The following is a 17,194-nucleotide window of genomic DNA, read 5'->3' on the forward strand; positions in this document are numbered from 1 at the left end:
AATTATAGATGGGCAATACAAAAGAATATTCTAACGGCGAAGTCACAGTTGTTTGGGAGGCTGAAAAATGCATTCATTCAGCAATGTGTGTAAAGGGCTTACCAGATGTGTTTCAACCTAAGGAGCGACCTTGGATAAAAATTGATTCAGGCACAACCGACAACATCATTAAAACGGTTAAAAAATGCCCATCAGGAGCACTAAGCTATTATATGACTGATAGTGAGGACAAAACTTCAGAGATTTTAGAAACTAAAGTTGAAATTTTAGAAAACGGTCCGCTATTAATTTATGGCACGCTAAAAGTCACCCACAAAGACGGAAAACAAGAAACCAAAAATAAGACTACCGCGTTTTGCCGATGTGGTGCTTCGCAAAATAAGCCTTACTGTGATGGAGCCCATGTTAAACAAGATTTTAAAGGATAAAAAGCACTTTAGCTTGTATAAACTAAAGTGCTTGAATATATATAGACGCCAAAAGGCGGAAAATGTAAGCTATACGTTCTAAGTCTTAACGACCCACGTGAAACTTACATTATAGATTACAAAAGTAATGCCAAAATTTTAATCTCTTTATTTAAGCGTTATGCTTACATCTGTAAAATTTAAGTTCCAATTACCATTATCTTTTTTGTGGTCTATTGCTATTTTTATACCGTTGAAATCTTGATAATTTTCAAAGGTATTACTTAAGGATGGCTCTGGTGAATTTCCTTGTCTATACGTCCATTCTCTAATCAAATAATCTTCATCAAAATAAATATCATAGGCATCACCAGGTGTGTAACCACCTTCATCAGGATAGGTAATTGTAATCATCTCCAATTGTTCTTTGTTAATTGGCGATTCTACTTTTTTTGGCTCAGAAATTGTCGCAGATGTATCCCAAACCAATTGAAATGGTACTAGAAGCCAAAATTTGTCATTTATAAAGGCTTTATCTACATTGGCTGCCACACTGTCTAGATTTTTCCTAGAGTATCTTACTTCTTGTGTTCCTGCCTTCATATAAACACTATCGTTCTTTGGAAACCAAACCCATGAACGACCGCTACCTTTTATAGTATCTCTGTCTACTTTGAAAGTGAATGCTACTTTTTCAACATTCACCCAGTTCTCATAACCGTGAGCATTCGCTATTTTTTCTACGATACGTAATTCAGCTTCTTTTGTTTTGTTTGGAGTTTCTTTCTTTTCAGATTTGCATGATGAAAGAATTAGCAGACATATAAAGCTTAGGTAAAATGGTTTCATATAAAAAGATGTTTTAAATTACATCAAAATTAATCAACCATGGATAAGTACGCTAATTATTTTGACGTTAATAAGGAAACCTGGAATAAAAAAGTAGCTATACATGCAGAAAGCAAAATGTATGATTTAGAAACTTTTAAAGCTGGAAAAACTTCTTTAATGCCTTATGAACTGAATGCTTTAGGCAATGTTAAAGGAAAATCACTTTTGCATTTGCAATGCCATTTCGGACAAGACACTTTAAGTTGGCAACGCAAGGGAGCGCAATGTGTTGGTGTAGATTTAAGTGATGAAGGCATAAAACTCGCAAAACAATTAAACAACGAATTAAACCTTGATGCTGAGTTTGTATGTTGTAATGTTTTGGATACTTCAAAGCACATTAATAAAACCTTTGATATTGTTTATACGAGTTATGGAGTTATTGGGTGGTTGCCAGATTTAAAACCTTGGGCTAAAATGATTTCTGAACGTCTTAAGGTTGGTGGTACTTTTTATATGGTAGAGTTTCATCCTATCTTATGGATGTTTGATTATGTGGATGATGAGCCAAAAATGAAACACCATTACAACCAAGATGAAGTGATTTATGAAGAATACGAAGGTACGTATGCCAATCAATCTTCTAAAATGGTAAGTAGGGAATATGGTTGGAATCATGGACTTTCACAGGTGGTTAATGCACTTATTGAAGCTGGCTTGCAGATTGAGTATCTTAATGAACATGATGAAAGCCCTTATGATGTTTTTCCTAATTTAGTTAAAACTGAATCTGGCATGTACAAAATGAAACATCAATTATTTCCAATGATTTTTGAGATTAAGGCGATTAAGAAATAATAGATAATATTCTGTCATTTCGAGCGTAGTCGAGAAATCTTGAAACTATTAAGTCATATAGACATCTCGACTGCGCTCGATGTGACAATGGAAAAAATTAATGCTTCTCTTCATCCTTCAGTAACTCAGGAAACTTAGCTTTAAAACGATTTAATCGAGGAATAGAAACAGCTCTTACATAACTCTGGTTTGGATTTCGCTTTTCAAAATCCTGATGATAGTCTGACGCTTTATAAAATTTTAAAAATGGATATACTTCAGCGGCTATTGTCGCATCTAATTCTTTTGCAAGCGCTGCTTTCTTATTCTCTATAATTTCTTTTTGCTCATCATTTTGATAAAATATAATAGAACGGTATTGCGGCCCTTTATCTGGTCCTTGACCATTAACTTGTGTTGGATTCTGAGAACCAAAATATACATCTACCAATGTTGAAAAACTCACTACTTCTGGATCGTAAACTACCTCCACAGCTTCTGCATGGCCTGTTGTACCTGAGTGACTTTTCTCGTACGTAATGTCATCTGTATGTCCACCTGAAAAACCACTGTAGACTTCTTCAACACCTTTTACACTTTCGTAAATTGCTTCTACGCACCAAAAACATCCACTTGCAAAGTAGGCTTTTGCTTTACCATCCTCCATAGGAACTTCTACAGGTTCTGCATTAATAATTTCTTGTTGTTTTGGATTGGATTGTGCCTGGTTGTGGCAGCTAAAGTAAAGCGATATGCTTAATACAATGAGTAACTTTTTCATCTGCTAATATTTATTTTTTTTCTTTTTCTATAGACGTATAAAAATACAATTCCTTAAAGAAATCTTTTAAAGTTTTACTAAATAAGTCTACAAAAAAATTTTAGGCTAATAGTTAATAATCCAATCATTATTTAAGTAGTAATACAAACTTATAGGCATAGAAAGACAAGAATATGGCATGTTATCTATTTGTATAAAAACTGTATCCATTGATTTATTAAAAAAGGGCTTTGATAATGCCATAAATCCTTTAGGACAAAGTGAGTCCATAACCCGAATCCTTTCATCTCTATCTTTAATCCTAACAATTGAATCTGCCAATCGAGCTGGTATTAATTTATACCCACTTTCAATTATTGTTGTATTAAGATTAACTTGTTTTGAAAGTGTATTGAGACTATCTTTTTCTCCTTGTGATTTTATATTAGTCCATTTCATAATTTCCTTTTCCATATTGCCAGTTGGACGTTCTATTTTCATATAGTCCAACAAGGTATGTCTGGGTTCTATTACACAATTACAATTAAAATCTTGATATTTTAGTAATGTAGCCACAAACTCATTAGCCTTTTTATTATAGAGATCTTGTGGTTATTGATTTTCTTTAGAGCTGCATCCAATACAAATAATTAGCAACAGAATAGTAAAGAATTTTATTTTTTTCAAAATTGATTTATTGTTTTTTACAAACAACTAATTTATTTTCTAATTATTGTATTACACAAAAAAGCCCTCACAAATCGTGAAGGCTTTTAGAATATTATTTAACGGTAATTACTTTGCTAGTTTAGCAAATAACTTATCCATTTTTTCTTTTTCTTCATCTGCTAAAGCAGCATCTACTAGAATACGACCACTGTGCTCATCTGTAATTACTTTTTTACGAGAAGCAATTTCTACCTGTACTTGTGGCGGAATAGTAAAGAAAGAACCACCAGATGCACCACGCTCTATTGGCACAACAGCTAAACCGTTTTTTACGTTATTTCTAATTCTCAAATACGCTTTTACTAAACGTTCATCAATTTTCTTTTGGTACTCTTCAGATTTACTAATAAGCGCTTCTTCTTCTTTTTCAGTTTCTTTTAAGATTTCGTTTAATTCACCTTTTTTGTGCTTAAGGTGCTCTTTACGATCTTTTAAACGGTCTTTAGTTTCAGAAATAACTTCTTTTTTCTGCTCTATCTGAGCCTTAAATTCTTTGATGTGTTTTTCAGCTAACTGAATCTCTAGTTCCTGAAATTCAATCTCTTTCGTTAATGAATTGTATTCTCTGTTATTTCTAACGTTATTTTGTTGCTCGCTATATTTTTTGATTAAAGCCTTAGCTTCTTCGATTAAATTTTTCTTTCCTTTAATCTCATCATCAATAACAGCAAGGCTATCATTTAATTTCTCTAGTCTGGTATTTAACCCTTCTACCTCATCTTCTAAATCTCTTACTTCTAAAGGAAGCTCACCTCTCACATTTCTTATTTCGTCTACTCTAGAGTCTATTAACTGTAAATCGTAAAGCGCTCTTAAACGCTCTTCTACAGTAACTTCAGCTTTTTTCGCCATAATTATAAATACTTTACCGGATTTGTATTTGTCTTTGATAAAATGACTGCAAAATTAGTAATTTTTTTCGAGAGATAGTCTACTAAAAACGATTTTGTGAACTGTTCACTCTCATAATGACCAATATCTGCTAACAAAATATTGTTTTCTGCACTAAAAAAGTCGTGATATTTAAGATCTGCTGTTACTAACAAGTCTGCACCAGATGCCTTAGCTGCGCTTATGGCAAAGCTTCCAGAACCTCCTAAAACCGCTATTTTTTTTATGGATTTATTGAGGAGTTTTGAATGTCTCACGCATTTGGTATTCATTTTTTGCTTTACGTAATTTAAACAGTCTAACTCATGCATCTCTTCTGCCAAATCACCAATCATTCCCATACCTATATACTGGTTGGTATTATCTAACGTGGTAACTTCGTAAGCGACTTCTTCATAAGGATGTGTATTAAAAAGTGTTTTTAAAATTTTAGATTCTAGATGCTTTGCAAATACTGCTGAAATTAAGGTTTCATTTTCGGTATGTAATTTGCCTTTTTCACCTATTGTTGGATTTGATTCTTCATTTCCTCTATAAGTTCCTTTGCCTTCAAGATTAAAACTACAAGCATCGTAATTACCTATATTGCCTGCACCTGCATTAAATAATGCTGCCCTTAATGCTTCAGCATTTTCGTTAGGTACATAGGTTTGTAACTTTTTTAAGGTGCCAGTTTGTGGTATTAAAATCTTTTTATTCTGTAATTGTAACTGATCGCAGATTATTGAATTAACACCTTGAAATGCGTTATCTAAAGCCGTATGTATTGAGAAAATTGCGATTTTATGCTGAATTGCTTTTATAACAACGCGCTCTACATAGGTTTTACCGGTCAGTTTTTTTAGGCCTTTAAAAATGATAGGATGAAAACTCACAATGAGATTGCAGTTGTTTTCTATAGCTTCATCTACAACAGCTTCAAGCGTATCTAAAGTTACCAAAACACCTGTGACTCTTTGATTTTTATCACCTACCAAAAGGCCTACATTATCAAAATCTTCGGCATAATTTAAAGGTGCCAAATCGTGTAAATGATTTATTACATCTTGTACTAGCATAAGTGTATATTTGTTTCAAAAATAATATAATTTAGTGCTTGTGAAATTTCTACGCATCATATTGTTTCCTGTTGTGCCAATTTACTACTTGGTGACCTGGCTAAGAAATTGGCTATATGATAAAGGTGTTAAGTCTTCAAAATCATATGACATTCCGATTATTTGTGTTGGAAATCTTAGTACTGGTGGTACAGGAAAAACACCTATGATAGAATACTTGATTCGTTTGCTCAAAGATGAAAAGTCTGTTGCTACACTGAGCAGAGGTTACAAACGTATAACCGAAGGTTATGAGTTGGCAGACCAAGGTGCAACAGCTGATACCATTGGTGATGAGCCGTTTCAATTCTTCAGAAAATTTAAGGATATAAAAGTTGCTGTTGATGGTAATCGCCAAAATGGAATTGCTCAGTTGCTACTACTAGAAGACAAACCCGAGGTTATTTTACTAGACGATGCTTACCAGCACAGAAAGGTAAAAGCTGGTTTCAATATTTTGCTAACCGCATATTACAATCTCTATAGCAATGATATTGTTTTGCCTACTGGAAACTTACGAGAACCAAGATCTGGTGCCAAAAGAGCTGATATAATTGTAGTAACAAAATGTCCCTCGGATATTTCTGAAAGTGAAAAGCATAAAATTTCTAATAGGTTAGGGATTAAACCACATCAGCAATTAGTGTTTAGTTCTATAAGTTACGCTGAAAGGGTTATTTCAGCACATTCTAAGATGACATTACAATCTTTACCAGAATTTACACTTGTAACTGGTATAGCCAATGCAACGCCTTTGGTTGAATTTTTAAAAACTAAGGGATTAAATTTTGATCATTTGGAGTTTCCTGATCATTATAGCTTCCGGATAAATGATATTGAAGAATTGGCAAAAAAAGAATTGATAATTACAACAGAGAAAGATTTTGTAAGACTTGTAGATAATGAAAGCTTAGTCGCTAAATTATTCTACCTTCCGATTGAATTAACAATTGACAAAAAAGATGCTTTTGACACGTCTATAAAGACTTTTGTAGGTTAAAAATAATTAGAAACTACCTCTTTACCAGAAAGTACATCATATAACTTTCCTTCAAAGTCCTCTTGCTTAAAGGGTTTAGAAATAATGTCATTAAAACCGGCTTCCCCAAACTCGTGCATCTTATCTTCTAATGTAACGGCAGTCAGTGCAAAGATTACCAAATCTTTATTGAACTCTCTAATGAGTTTTGTGGCCTCTAACCCACTGATGCCAGGCATATGGATGTCCATTAAAACAACATTGTAATCTGTGGCTTTAACTTGCTCTACGGCAGCTTCGCCATTATCAACCACATCACAATAAAGCCCCATTTTGTTTAGGATTTTTTTAGTGATCATCTGGTTAATTTTATTGTCCTCAACAATTAAAATCTTAACATTGCTTAGATCCAAATCTTCCATCTTATTTGATTGTTTAGTTTCTTCTACCGTAGGTGTCTCAATGGTTTCTGCCTTCTCTAGAGGGATCTCAAAGAAAAATGTTGTGCCTTTTCCAAGTTCACTCTTCAGATAGATTTTACCATTAAGAATTTTGATGAGTCCCTTTACAATAGATAATCCAAGACCTGTTCCGCCATATTTGCGGTTAATTTGTACGGATCCTTGTGAGAAGCTCTCAAACATCTGATCTTGTTTTTCTTTTGTAATACCGATGCCATTATCCTCTATTTCAAAGCGCAGAGTGTACTTATTGTCCTTTTGGTCAATCTTGTAAGCTCTTACCCAGATGTCTCCATCTTTTGTAAATTTAATGGCATTTCCTAGTAGGTTAATTAAGATTTGGGATAATTTTAATTGGTCACCATTATAAGTTTCTGGCAACCCATCTTCATAGTTAAGATGTAATTTAGTACCGTTGTCCTTAGCCGAATTATCTAAGGCAGACATTACATTCTCTATTTTACTTTTTAGGTTGAATATTTCCGGATCTAGTTCAACTTTATTGGCTTCGATTTTATTGATTTGAAGAATATCATTAATAAAGGTTAATAAATAATCCCCAGAAAACTTCAGTGATTTTAAATGTGGTATTTGATGCTCTTTTGGGTTTTCATCTAGTAACATATTCGTTAAACCTGTGACTGCGTAGAGCGGAGTTCTCAACTCATGCGTTACTGTAGATAAAAAATTAGCTTTTGTTTTTGAAGCCAACTCAGCTTTTTCTTTGGCAACAATGAGCTCATCATTTTTTTTGTGCAACATATTGTTGGTCTTAAGCCTAATGTTATTGTTTTTGTAGAGTGACAGGGTTAATAACGACAAAATTGTTATTAAAGCTATGCTTAATATTGTGGTAATTCTTGTAAAATTACTTTCGGCACTTACTTCATCTATTTGCTGCTTAAGCTGCTCGTTTTGTGCATCTTTATATTTATTGATGATTTGACTTGAAACGCCTGGAGCTAAGTTTTCACGTTTAACATCTAGTATAGAATCCGAGAGTCGTATGTGCTTTGTTATATTTTCTAAAGAACTTTTATAGTCACCTCTTTTTTTATGTATATCACTTAAGGTTAAGTAAGCTTCATTAACGTTTTCAACAATATCATAGGTTTTTGCTATTGCAAGACCTTCTTCAACCTGAGATAATGCCAAGTCGATATTACCGAGTGAGCTCGAGGCTTTACTAGACTGAATCAATGCACTGCTTAAAACTCTTTGTTGATCGTACTTTTTAGCAATTATAATGGTCTTTTCTAGCTGTGTTTTCGCTTCTTCGTATCTATTGAGAGCAATGTAGGCTTTGGCTTCATTTAGGGTAACTTCTGAAATATATTCTTCTAGATCTTCTTGTTCAAACAGGTTTTTGGCAGATTTATAGTAATCTAATGCAAGCCCATACTTTTGGTCAGTACTGTAAACAACCCCTTGTATGTTATAACTAAGGGCAAGGTTTCCGTAATCGTTATTTTCTCGCTGTAGCTGTATTGCTTTTTGAAGGTCTATGTTGGCTTTATCTCTTTCTCCTACCAAATAGCGAACTTTGGCAATTTTTGTAAGTGTAGTCCCTTGACTAATTTTATCATCGATAGTTTTGGCAATTTCTAAAGCTTTTTCTAAGTTATTTAAGGCATTATAGTAATCGCTTCTATCGCTCTCTAATTTTGCTTGATTTACACGTTCTTGCAGACGTAGTGCCAACATGTCTGAATCTTCCTCAAGACCCTGCTGAGAGAAAATTAGACTAGAGAAACTTGCTAAAAACACAAATAAGTTATATTTGATTCGGGACATTTCAGCTTTATTTATTAAAGCAAATATAATTATTTATTCGATAAAAGTGCTTTTTTATCCGATAAATTGCAAATTAAATCTAAAATTCTCGAGCTATAGCCCGTTTCATTATCGTACCAGCCCACTATTTTCATCATGTTTCCGATAACGGAAGTCATCTGAGAGTCGAATATACAAGAGTGTCTATTACCTACAATATCTATTGAAACTATTGGATCTTCTGTATACTCTAAAATATTTTTTAATGACCCTTTTGAAGCGTTCTTAAATATAGAATTTACTTCTTCTATAGTAGTATCAGTTTCTACATTAATAGTTATGTCAGTTAGTGAGCCGTTTGCTACAGGAACTCTTATACCACAGCCTCCGATAACATCGCTTAAATCAGGAAATATTTTTGTCAGAGCCTTTGCAGCTCCTGTTGTTGTTGGCACAATAGATTGGCCTGCAGCTCTGGAGCGTCTTAAGTCTTTATGTGGCTGGTCGTGCAGACTTTGGTCTGTAGTGTATGAATGAACCGTTGTAATATAAGCCTGTTTTATACCAAAATGTTCTTTTATTAAAGCTATCATTGGTGCTGCGTTGTTGGTGGTGCAAGAAGCATTTGATATAATAGACTCTGAGCCTACGATAGCGTCTTCGTTGACACCAAGAACTATAGTTTTGATGTCATCATCCGTAGGCGGAACAGACAAGATCACTTTTTTTGAACCATTAGTAATATGGTGTTGTAATTCTGCTTTGGATTTAAATTTTCCGGTTGATTCAACAACTATATCGGGTTGAGTTGATTTCCAGTTGATTGTTTTAGGATGCTTTTCGTTGAATAAAGGGATTGCATCACCGTCTATAATAATACTATTAGCACTGTAGGTAACATGTTTATGAAGCACACCATGTATGCTGTCGTATTTAAGAAGGTGACCCAATGTTTTGGCATCTGATATATCGTTAATAGCAACGATTTTTATTTTTGGATGGTCTAATGCTAATCTAAATACACGTCGGCCAATTCTACCGAATCCATTTATGGCAACCTTTATCATTAATTAATATGTTTCTGTGCCTTGTAAGAAGATCTCACTAATGCGCTACTTTCTACGTGCCTAAACCCAAGATCTAAACCAATTTCTTTGTATTCATTAAACTCGTCTGGATTGATAAATCGTTGTACAGGTAGATGTTTTTTGGTTGGTTGAAGATACTGACCAATAGTGACAACATCGACATCGTTTTCTCTAAGATCGTGAAGTGTTTCAATAACTTCTTCCCTTGCCTCTCCGAGACCTAGCATTATTCCAGACTTAGTTCTACGTTGTCCTTGTTGTTTTAGGTATTTTAATACATCCATACTGCGGTCATATTTTGCTTGAATACGAACTTCCCTCGTTAATCGTCTCACAGTCTCGATATTATGTGATACCACCTCTGGTGCCACCTCAACTATTCTATCAATATGACGCTCTATACCTTGAAAATCTGGAATTAATGTTTCTAGGGTGGTTTCAGGGTTCATTCGTCTCACAGCCTTTACGGTTTCTGCCCACATGATGCTTCCCATATCTTTAAGATCGTCTCTATCTACACTTGTTAAAACAGCATGCTTTATTTGCATAAGCTTTATAGAACGTGCTACTTTTTCAGGCTCATCCCAATCAACAGTTTCTGGTCTTCCAGTTTTTACACCGCAAAATCCGCAAGAACGTGTACAGACATTGCCTAATATCATAAATGTAGCCGTTCCTTCTCCCCAACATTCTCCCATGTTTGGGCAACTTCCGGATGTACAAATAGTATTTAACTTGTACTTGTCTACTAAACTTCTTAGTTCTGTATATTTTTTACCTGTTGGTAATTTGACTCTTAACCATTTAGGCTTACGTTCTGGTAATATATTTGAAGCTACTTTTGTTTCCATGCATTTTCTTTTTCTGTATAACAAAGATACGAAGTAAATAATTAAAGAACGATGATATTACACAAACCATTACCTCGGCTAAAAGAATAGTAAGGGTACAAAAAAACCTATTCGAAATAGCATCAGAATAGGATTTTTTGTTGTTTATTTTGGTGCTTATCCACCAAAGTCATCGAATCGTATATGCTCGTCTGGGATACCAAAATCTTCTCCCATCTTCTGAACAGCTTGATTCATTAACGGTGGGCCACAGAAGTACAATTCTATATCTTCTGGCGCTTCATGATGGTTTAGATAATTATCAATAACACAGTTATGTATAAATCCTACAAAACCATCCCCTTCTTCATCATTAATATCTTTTTTCACTTTCCAATTATCTTCTTCTAACGGTTCTGATAATGCCATATAGAATTTAAAATTAGGAAAATCTTTCTCTAATTCTCTAAAGTGCTCAATGTAAAATAACTCTCTCTTTGAGCGTCCACCATACCAGTATGTTACTTTACGACCTGTTTTTAAGGTTTTGAATAAGTGATATAGGTGCGAACGCATAGGTGCCATACCTGCACCTCCGCCAACATAAAGCATTTCACTCTCTGACTCATTGATAAAAAATTCGCCATAGGGACCAGATATTACTACTTTATCACCTGGCTTTTGAGCAAAAATGTATGATGATGCTACACCTGGGTTTACATTCATCCATTGGTTTTTTGCGCGATCCCATGGTGGAGTAGCAATACGTACGTTAAGCATAATCTCTCTACCTTCCGCCGGGTAAGAAGCCATGGAGTATGCACGCTCTACAGTTTCTGTGTTTTTCATTACTAATGGCCAAAGACCAAACTTATCCCATTCTGCTTGAAACTTATCTGGTGTATCATGCTCTTCTGGGTGTGCGGTAATATCTATATCAGAATATTTAATTTCGCATGGTGGTATTTCAATCTGAATGTAACCTCCTGCTTTGTAATTCATATCTTCAGGTATTTCAACAACAAACTCTTTAATAAAAGACGCAACATTATAGTTACGAACAACGGTTGCTTCCCATTTTTTAATACCAAATACTTCTTCGGGAATAGTAATTTCCATGTCTTGTTTGACTTTTACCTGACATGCTAAACGAGCACCATGCTGAAGTTCCTTTCTTGAGAAGTGAGGTGTTTCAGTAGGTAAAGCTTCTCCTCCGCCAGATAGTACGTGACATTCGCACTGAATGCATGTTCCACCACCACCACATGCAGACGGTAAGAATACTTTATTACTTCCTAATGTTGATAGTAGGGTACCACCTGAGGCCACTTCAATCTCTTTTTCGCCATTAATTAGGATTTTTACTGGTCCAGAAGGCGATAATTTTTGTTTTACAAATAATAATAGTGCTACTAGTAATAGCGTCACTAATAAAAAGGCTCCAACTGTTGCTACTACAGTTCCGATTGTATTTGCGGCTAATATCATCATGCTCATCAATTACTTATTTATATTTTCAGCTAATTCTAAATCAGACTCAGGCTTAGTCTCTTGTTGTTCAACATCTTCTTGAATTCTTTCTATTGCAGCGGATTTGTCTTCAGTTTTTCCTTCATCATCTCCACCTGTTAGCATTCCACCAAAACTCATAAAGCCGATTGCCATTAATCCTGTAATTATAAAAGTGATACCAAGCCCTCTCAACGGCGCTGGCACGTTGCTGTATCTTATTTTTTCTCGGATTGCTGCAATAGCTAAAATGGCTAAGAACCAACCTATACCAGAACCAACACCGTAGTTTAGTGCCAGACCTAGGGTTGCAATTTCACGGGATTGCATAAATAAAGATCCACCTAAAATTGCACAGTTTACAGCAATTAATGGTAAAAATATACCTAAAGAGTTGTATAAGGAAGGTGAAAATTTCTCTACTATAATTTCTACCAACTGCACCATAGTTGCTATGGTAGCGATAAACATAATAAATGATAAGAAACTTAAATCGTAGCTTGCATACTCAGCACCTAACCAAGATAAGGCGCCTGGTTGTAAAATATACTGATCTAATAACCAGTTTAAGGGCACTGTAATCGCTAATACGAATATTACAGCAGCACCAAGACCAACAGCTGTTGATACTTTCTTAGATACCGCTAGGTATGAGCACATTCCTAAGAATGTTGCAAATACCATATTATCTATAAATATTGATTTAAAAAATAATTCTACGTGTTCCATATTCTTTTAAGTATTGAGTTTTGAGCAATTAGTATATTGAGAAGATTAAATTCTCATTACTAAAATCTCATTACTACATTTAATCTTCTATTAATGCTTTGTTTCTTGTTCGTTGCACCCAAATAATAATTCCAACTACAATTAGAGCCATTGGTGATAACAGCATAAAACCGTTATTCTCATATCCTAAGGCGTATAAACCGGTTTTTTCTATTGGATCCCCTAACACAGGAATTCCTAGTAGCGTTCCCGAACCTAAAAGCTCTCTGAAGAATCCTACAATTATTAATATAATCCCATAGCCTAACGCATTACCAATACCGTCTAGAAATGACCTATACGGTCCATTACCCAAAGCAAAAGCCTCAAAACGCCCCATAATGATACAGTTAGTAATGATTAGTCCAACGAATACAGATAACGTTTTACTTAGTTCGTAAGCAAAAGCCTTTAAAACCAAATCTACTATGATTACAAGTGTCGCTACAACAATAAGCTGTGCTATAATTCTAATTTTTGAAGGAATAATGTTTCTCATCAAAGAGATGACAACGTTTCCTACACCCATTACAAACAACACCGAAATAGACATTACGATAGATGCTTCTAACTCAGCAGTAATTGCAAGTGCTGAACAAATACCTAATACCTGAATAGTAATTGGATTATTATCTGTTAGTGGGTCTAATATTAATCTGCTATCTTTTGCCATCGCTTATTTTCCTTTTAATGAATTAAAGTAAGGTAAGTATAATTTTAAATCTTTCTTAATCATTGCTGTTACACCGTCACCCGTAATTGTTGCACCAGCAATAGCGTCTACCTCATTGTCTGTTTTATCGTTATTCTTTGGATCTGCATTACCCTTTGCTACTGTTATTCCTTTAAAGGCTCCATTTTTAGTTAGCAGATGCTCACCGTAAAAGTCGTCCATAAAATAACGCTGCTTTATGTTAGCGCCAAGACCTGGTGTTTCCCCTTTATGATCAAAATAGGCACCTCTAACAATCATATCCTCGTCCATCGCTACATAACCCCAAATAGCATCCCAAAGTCCTTTACCATAGATTGGCGCAACATAGACTTTTTTACCTTCTGGGTTCTTACCCACAAATAAGGGAAGCTTTCTATTTCCTCCAGCTTTTACACTTGCTTGCTGCTTCTTAACGTCTATAAGATAAGGTTCTTGGTTCGTCTCCTTAAAATACTCGTCTCTATTCTGAGTTTTAATTACTTTACCATTAGCATCCACAGTAATAACAATTTGATCAGTGACATTGTTATCAAAAGCCTCAGGAGCTTTGTCGGTAGAGATGAATACTGCACTTGTTTCGTCGTTTTCATTTATGCCCATAGCATAGAGAATATTCTGCTGCTTTTCTAACCTTTGGTTTTCTGTGATTTTTGGTTTAAGCGTCGAGGCTAGGTATGCTAACAAAGCACCAACTACGATTACCATTCCGATGGCAAATATGATGGTGTAAGAATTTTTATCTGTTTTATTTTCCATGATTATGCAACTTTCGCTTTTAATCGTTTCATTCGTTTTTTAACATTGGCCTGAACTACATAGTGGTCTATGGTAGGCGCAAATACATTCATTAACAAAATCGCTAAGAATACACCTTCAGGATAAGCCGGATTAAAGACACGTATCATAATTGAAATAAATCCGATTAAAAAACCATATATCCATTTTCCTTTATTTGTTTGTGATGCGGTTACAGGATCAGTAGCCATGTAAACGGCACCAAACAATATACTTCCAATGATAAGGTGTTGCCAAAATGGAACACTCATTAGTCCGTAGAATTTACTTGTTTCGCCAATCCAACCAGCATCGACAACCCCATTAAAAATTAATCCCATAACTAATGCACCAATTACTGTACTTAGCATTATTCTCCAACTTCCTATTTTAGTAAAAATTAAAAATAGAGCACCAACGATAATTAAGAACTTTGAAGTCTCACCTACTGAACCAGGTATAATACCCCAGAACATATCTGCATAAGAGTATAATTCTTCTGCTCTAGCACCATAAGTGGTTACTGTATCTGTCCCTGCTACAGTTAACTCTTGTCCGGATTTAGCATAATACCCTAACAAAGTTTCGCCAGAGATCGCATCTAAATTAGCGCCATTTGCAATGGCTTGATCACGTTCTACAGCGCCATGGACCCATACTTTATCTCCAGACATCCAAGTTGGATAAGCAAAAAATAAAAATGCTCTGATAGTTAACGCGGGATTAAGAATATTCATTCCCGTGCCACCAAATACTTCTTTGCCAATGATTACACCAAAGATTACAGCTACCGCTAACATCCACAATGGAATGTCTACCGGTACAATTAATGGTACTAACATTCCTGTTACCAAATAACCTTCTTCTACTTCGTGCCCTTTGATAATAGCAAATACAAATTCTACAGCTAAGCCAACACCGTACGATACCACTACCAATGGTAAAACTTGCCATAGACCAATAACAAAATTGTCCCATGTCCAGAAAGATGCACCTAAAAACCCGTCTGCAGATTCTATTAAGCCCTGTGCTAGGTAATGCTGGTAACCAGCATTAAACATCCCAAAAATTAAACATGGCACTAAAGCCATTATTACCGTATTCATGGTACGCTTAAGATCATCTGCCGCTTTTATATGAGTACCATTATGTGTAGTCTCGTTTGGCATGTACAAAAAAGTAAAAAGGGCATTAAATCCTGGAAGCCACTTTTTATCTTTATTTTTCTCTTTAAAATTGTGTAAATTTTGTTTTAAACCCATTATCCTATCTCTTTAAGCATTAAGTCTAATCCTTCTCTTATTATTTTTTGATGTGGTTGTTTAGACACACAAATAAATTCTGTCAACGCAAAGTCTTCCGGTGCTACTTCGTACATGCCTAGAGCTTCCATTTCATCTAAGTCATTATACATACATGCTTTTAATATTTGCATTGGGTAAATATCCAAAGGAAATACCTCTTCGTAGCTACCTGTAACCACAAAAGCACGATGCTCACCGTTTGTGTTAGTATTGAGGTTGTACTTTTTCTTAGGGTTTAACCATGAAAAAGTTAAAGCTCTAGATGTAGAAATCTTATTGAATACTGGCTTATTCCACCCAAAGAATTCATAGTCATCACCTTCTGGTATCACAGTAATGGCATTACTGTAATAATCTAAAGCTCCATCTGGTGCTACTTTTTTTCCTGTTAATACATTTCCTGAAATAATCCTGTCGTTACCATCTTTGTCTACACCATTGTCATAGACCATAGTAGCAACTTCAGAACCAATTTTTGTTCTAAAATATCTTGGTTTCTTAACAGAAGAACCTGTAAGAGCAACAATACGTTCTGCATTAAATCTCCCTGTTAATAATAACTCGCCGATAATTACTAAATCTTGGGCATTAACAGTCCATACTACTTCACCTTTGTTGATTGGGTCTACTTTATTAATTAAAGTACCAACATTACCTGAAGGATGTGGTCCAGAAACTTTATGAGTAGTTACATTATCTAATCCTGCTAATGGAGAATCAGAACTTCCTATAGCAACATGAACACTCCCTTCAGTAAGTTTGGAAAGTGCAGTAACAGCAGCTTGCAATTCTGCTTCTTTGCCTGCTAAGGTATAATCTAAATCAGCAGCTAAAGGCGCACTAGCATACCCTGAAATGAAAATTCCTTTTGGAATGCTATTAGCTTTTGCCACAACATCGTATGGACGTTGCTTAATAAAAGCCCAACAACCAGATGCCAGTAGATGTGCTTTTAGTTTATCTGCATCAGATGACATATCAAACTTACCGTGATCTACATAAGATTGTTCTTTGTCTGCAGTAATTTTTATTGCGTCGATACGACGTCTTGCACCACGTTGTATTTCAGTTATCTCGCCCGAAACAGGTGAAACAAACTTCATATCCTCCATGTCCTTGTTGTAAAACAGCGTTTCACCCGCTTTTACACGTGTACCTTCTTTAGCAACAAGTTTTGGAATAATACTGTGGAAATCTTCTGGTCTGATATAATAAAAATTACTAACAATAGCATTTTCGATTGTTTTCTCAGCTTCGCCGACTAGTTTTATATCTAAACCTTTTTTTATTCTGATGTCCTTTGACATATAGTTAAAGATTAGTTATCTAAAAATCCGTGCAAATTTAAGAATTAAAGAGGAAAATATTTTCAATTTAACATCAACATTCTTATTTATAATGATTATAAATAACCTCTTTGTCTAAAGGCATAGATTTTGAT

17 protein-coding genes are annotated in these 17,194 nt (G+C 34.9%); 3 read left to right on the top strand and 14 right to left on the bottom strand.

The genetic code is table 11. The features are described 5' to 3' along the window. The first annotated feature begins 8 nt into the window (after nucleotides 1-8). Nucleotides 9-428 carry a (4Fe-4S)-binding protein gene (locus BWZ20_RS06000; protein ID WP_076617682.1) on the top strand — a complete coding sequence of 140 codons (420 nt, stop codon included), beginning with the start codon at nucleotides 9-11 and terminating at the stop codon, nucleotides 426-428. 147 nt (nucleotides 429-575) lie between these two features. Here BWZ20_RS06000 and BWZ20_RS06005 read toward each other — a convergent pair whose 3' ends face one another. Then, nucleotides 576-1,256, bottom strand: coding sequence for a hypothetical protein (locus tag BWZ20_RS06005; RefSeq protein WP_076617685.1), 681 nt, complete (start codon nucleotides 1,254-1,256; stop codon nucleotides 576-578). A 39-nt stretch (nucleotides 1,257-1,295) separates the two neighbouring features. Here BWZ20_RS06005 and BWZ20_RS06010 point away from each other — a divergent pair, with 39 nt between their 5' ends. Further along, entirely contained in the window at nucleotides 1,296-2,096 is an 801-nt protein-coding gene (locus BWZ20_RS06010) for a class I SAM-dependent methyltransferase (RefSeq protein ID WP_076617688.1), read from the top strand. Between the two features lie 97 nt (nucleotides 2,097-2,193). Here the strand turns inward: BWZ20_RS06010 and msrA are convergent, their stop codons facing one another. From msrA to BWZ20_RS06030, 4 genes are all read right to left on the bottom strand, one after another. Continuing rightward, entirely contained in the window at nucleotides 2,194-2,856 is a 663-nt protein-coding gene (gene msrA, locus BWZ20_RS06015) for a peptide-methionine (S)-S-oxide reductase MsrA (RefSeq protein ID WP_076617690.1), read from the bottom strand. Between the two features lie 105 nt (nucleotides 2,857-2,961). Beyond that, nucleotides 2,962-3,411, bottom strand: coding sequence for a hypothetical protein (locus tag BWZ20_RS06020; RefSeq protein WP_157358332.1), 450 nt, complete (start codon nucleotides 3,409-3,411; stop codon nucleotides 2,962-2,964). A gap of 219 nt (nucleotides 3,412-3,630) precedes the next feature. Continuing rightward, complete coding sequence (locus BWZ20_RS06025; protein ID WP_076617696.1) at nucleotides 3,631-4,416, bottom strand: zinc ribbon domain-containing protein; 786 nt, start codon at nucleotides 4,414-4,416, stop codon at nucleotides 3,631-3,633. A gap of 2 nt (nucleotides 4,417-4,418) precedes the next feature. Continuing rightward, nucleotides 4,419-5,513, bottom strand: coding sequence for a Nif3-like dinuclear metal center hexameric protein (locus BWZ20_RS06030; protein WP_076617697.1), 1,095 nt, complete (start codon nucleotides 5,511-5,513; stop codon nucleotides 4,419-4,421). 40 nt (nucleotides 5,514-5,553) lie between these two features. Here BWZ20_RS06030 and lpxK point away from each other — a divergent pair, with 40 nt between their 5' ends. After that, nucleotides 5,554-6,552, top strand: a complete 999-nt coding sequence (gene lpxK / locus BWZ20_RS06035) for a tetraacyldisaccharide 4'-kinase (protein ID WP_076617700.1) — start codon at nucleotides 5,554-5,556, stop codon at nucleotides 6,550-6,552. On the opposite strand, the gene BWZ20_RS06040 is transcribed toward lpxK, so the two are convergent. The 9 genes from BWZ20_RS06040 to BWZ20_RS06080 all read right to left on the bottom strand — a co-directional run bounded on the left by BWZ20_RS06040 (nucleotide 6,549) and on the right by BWZ20_RS06080 (nucleotide 17,060). After that, nucleotides 6,549-8,786 carry an ATP-binding protein gene (locus BWZ20_RS06040; protein ID WP_076617703.1) on the bottom strand — a complete coding sequence of 746 codons (2,238 nt, stop codon included), beginning with the start codon at nucleotides 8,784-8,786 and terminating at the stop codon, nucleotides 6,549-6,551. The two genes, lpxK and BWZ20_RS06040, sit on opposite strands and share 4 nt — an antisense overlap. Nucleotides 8,787-8,815: 29 nt before the next feature. Next, nucleotides 8,816-9,832, bottom strand: a complete 1,017-nt coding sequence (gap, locus tag BWZ20_RS06045) for a type I glyceraldehyde-3-phosphate dehydrogenase (RefSeq protein ID WP_076617705.1) — start codon at nucleotides 9,830-9,832, stop codon at nucleotides 8,816-8,818. Further along, nucleotides 9,832-10,704 carry a lipoyl synthase gene (gene lipA / locus BWZ20_RS06050; protein WP_076617708.1) on the bottom strand — a complete coding sequence of 291 codons (873 nt, stop codon included), beginning with the start codon at nucleotides 10,702-10,704 and terminating at the stop codon, nucleotides 9,832-9,834. Before lipA ends, gap begins: the two co-directional genes overlap by 1 nt. A gap of 156 nt (nucleotides 10,705-10,860) precedes the next feature. Next, nucleotides 10,861-12,171, bottom strand: a complete 1,311-nt coding sequence (nqrF, locus tag BWZ20_RS06055) for an NADH:ubiquinone reductase (Na(+)-transporting) subunit F (RefSeq protein ID WP_076617711.1) — start codon at nucleotides 12,169-12,171, stop codon at nucleotides 10,861-10,863. A 12-nt stretch (nucleotides 12,172-12,183) separates the two neighbouring features. Continuing rightward, a complete protein-coding gene (gene nqrE, locus BWZ20_RS06060) occupies nucleotides 12,184-12,921 on the bottom strand; it encodes an NADH:ubiquinone reductase (Na(+)-transporting) subunit E (RefSeq protein ID WP_076617714.1) in 738 nt (245 codons plus the stop codon). 79 nt (nucleotides 12,922-13,000) lie between these two features. Next, a complete protein-coding gene (locus BWZ20_RS06065; RefSeq protein ID WP_076617716.1) occupies nucleotides 13,001-13,633 on the bottom strand; it encodes an NADH:ubiquinone reductase (Na(+)-transporting) subunit D in 633 nt (210 codons plus the stop codon). A gap of 3 nt (nucleotides 13,634-13,636) precedes the next feature. Beyond that, complete coding sequence (locus BWZ20_RS06070; RefSeq protein ID WP_076617719.1) at nucleotides 13,637-14,431, bottom strand: Na(+)-translocating NADH-quinone reductase subunit C; 795 nt, start codon at nucleotides 14,429-14,431, stop codon at nucleotides 13,637-13,639. A 2-nt stretch (nucleotides 14,432-14,433) separates the two neighbouring features. Beyond that, complete coding sequence (locus BWZ20_RS06075) at nucleotides 14,434-15,711, bottom strand: NADH:ubiquinone reductase (Na(+)-transporting) subunit B (protein ID WP_076617722.1); 1,278 nt, start codon at nucleotides 15,709-15,711, stop codon at nucleotides 14,434-14,436. Further along, on the bottom strand, nucleotides 15,711-17,060 hold the full coding sequence (locus tag BWZ20_RS06080) for a Na(+)-translocating NADH-quinone reductase subunit A (protein ID WP_076617726.1): 1,350 nt from the start codon (nucleotides 17,058-17,060) through the stop codon (nucleotides 15,711-15,713). Before BWZ20_RS06080 ends, BWZ20_RS06075 begins: the two co-directional genes overlap by 1 nt. Between the last annotated feature and the right edge of the window lie 134 nt (nucleotides 17,061-17,194).

Origin of the sequence: Winogradskyella sp. J14-2 (assembly GCF_001971725.1) — a bacterium.
GTDB lineage: Bacteria > Bacteroidota > Bacteroidia > Flavobacteriales > Flavobacteriaceae > Winogradskyella.

Coding starts and splice junctions, on each gene's coding strand:
- BWZ20_RS06025 (WP_076617696.1), bottom strand. CDS start 4,416: ATGGCGAAAAAAGCTGAAGTTACTGTAGAAGAGCGTTTAAGAGCGCTT.
- msrA (WP_076617690.1), bottom strand. CDS start 2,856: ATGAAAAAGTTACTCATTGTATTAAGCATATCGCTTTACTTTAGCTGC.
- gap (WP_076617705.1), bottom strand. CDS start 9,832: ATGATAAAGGTTGCCATAAATGGATTCGGTAGAATTGGCCGACGTGTA.
- BWZ20_RS06010 (WP_076617688.1), top strand. CDS start 1,296: ATGGATAAGTACGCTAATTATTTTGACGTTAATAAGGAAACCTGGAAT.
- BWZ20_RS06075 (WP_076617722.1), bottom strand. CDS start 15,711: ATGGGTTTAAAACAAAATTTACACAATTTTAAAGAGAAAAATAAAGAT.
- BWZ20_RS06005 (WP_076617685.1), bottom strand. CDS start 1,256: ATGAAACCATTTTACCTAAGCTTTATATGTCTGCTAATTCTTTCATCA.
- nqrF (WP_076617711.1), bottom strand. CDS start 12,171: ATGATATTAGCCGCAAATACAATCGGAACTGTAGTAGCAACAGTTGGA.
- BWZ20_RS06065 (WP_076617716.1), bottom strand. CDS start 13,633: ATGGCAAAAGATAGCAGATTAATATTAGACCCACTAACAGATAATAAT.
- BWZ20_RS06030 (WP_076617697.1), bottom strand. CDS start 5,513: ATGCTAGTACAAGATGTAATAAATCATTTACACGATTTGGCACCTTTA.
- BWZ20_RS06000 (WP_076617682.1), top strand. CDS start 9: ATGGGCAATACAAAAGAATATTCTAACGGCGAAGTCACAGTTGTTTGG.
- BWZ20_RS06040 (WP_076617703.1), bottom strand. CDS start 8,786: ATGTCCCGAATCAAATATAACTTATTTGTGTTTTTAGCAAGTTTCTCT.
- BWZ20_RS06070 (WP_076617719.1), bottom strand. CDS start 14,431: ATGGAAAATAAAACAGATAAAAATTCTTACACCATCATATTTGCCATC.
- nqrE (WP_076617714.1), bottom strand. CDS start 12,921: ATGGAACACGTAGAATTATTTTTTAAATCAATATTTATAGATAATATG.
- BWZ20_RS06080 (WP_076617726.1), bottom strand. CDS start 17,060: ATGTCAAAGGACATCAGAATAAAAAAAGGTTTAGATATAAAACTAGTC.
- lipA (WP_076617708.1), bottom strand. CDS start 10,704: ATGGAAACAAAAGTAGCTTCAAATATATTACCAGAACGTAAGCCTAAA.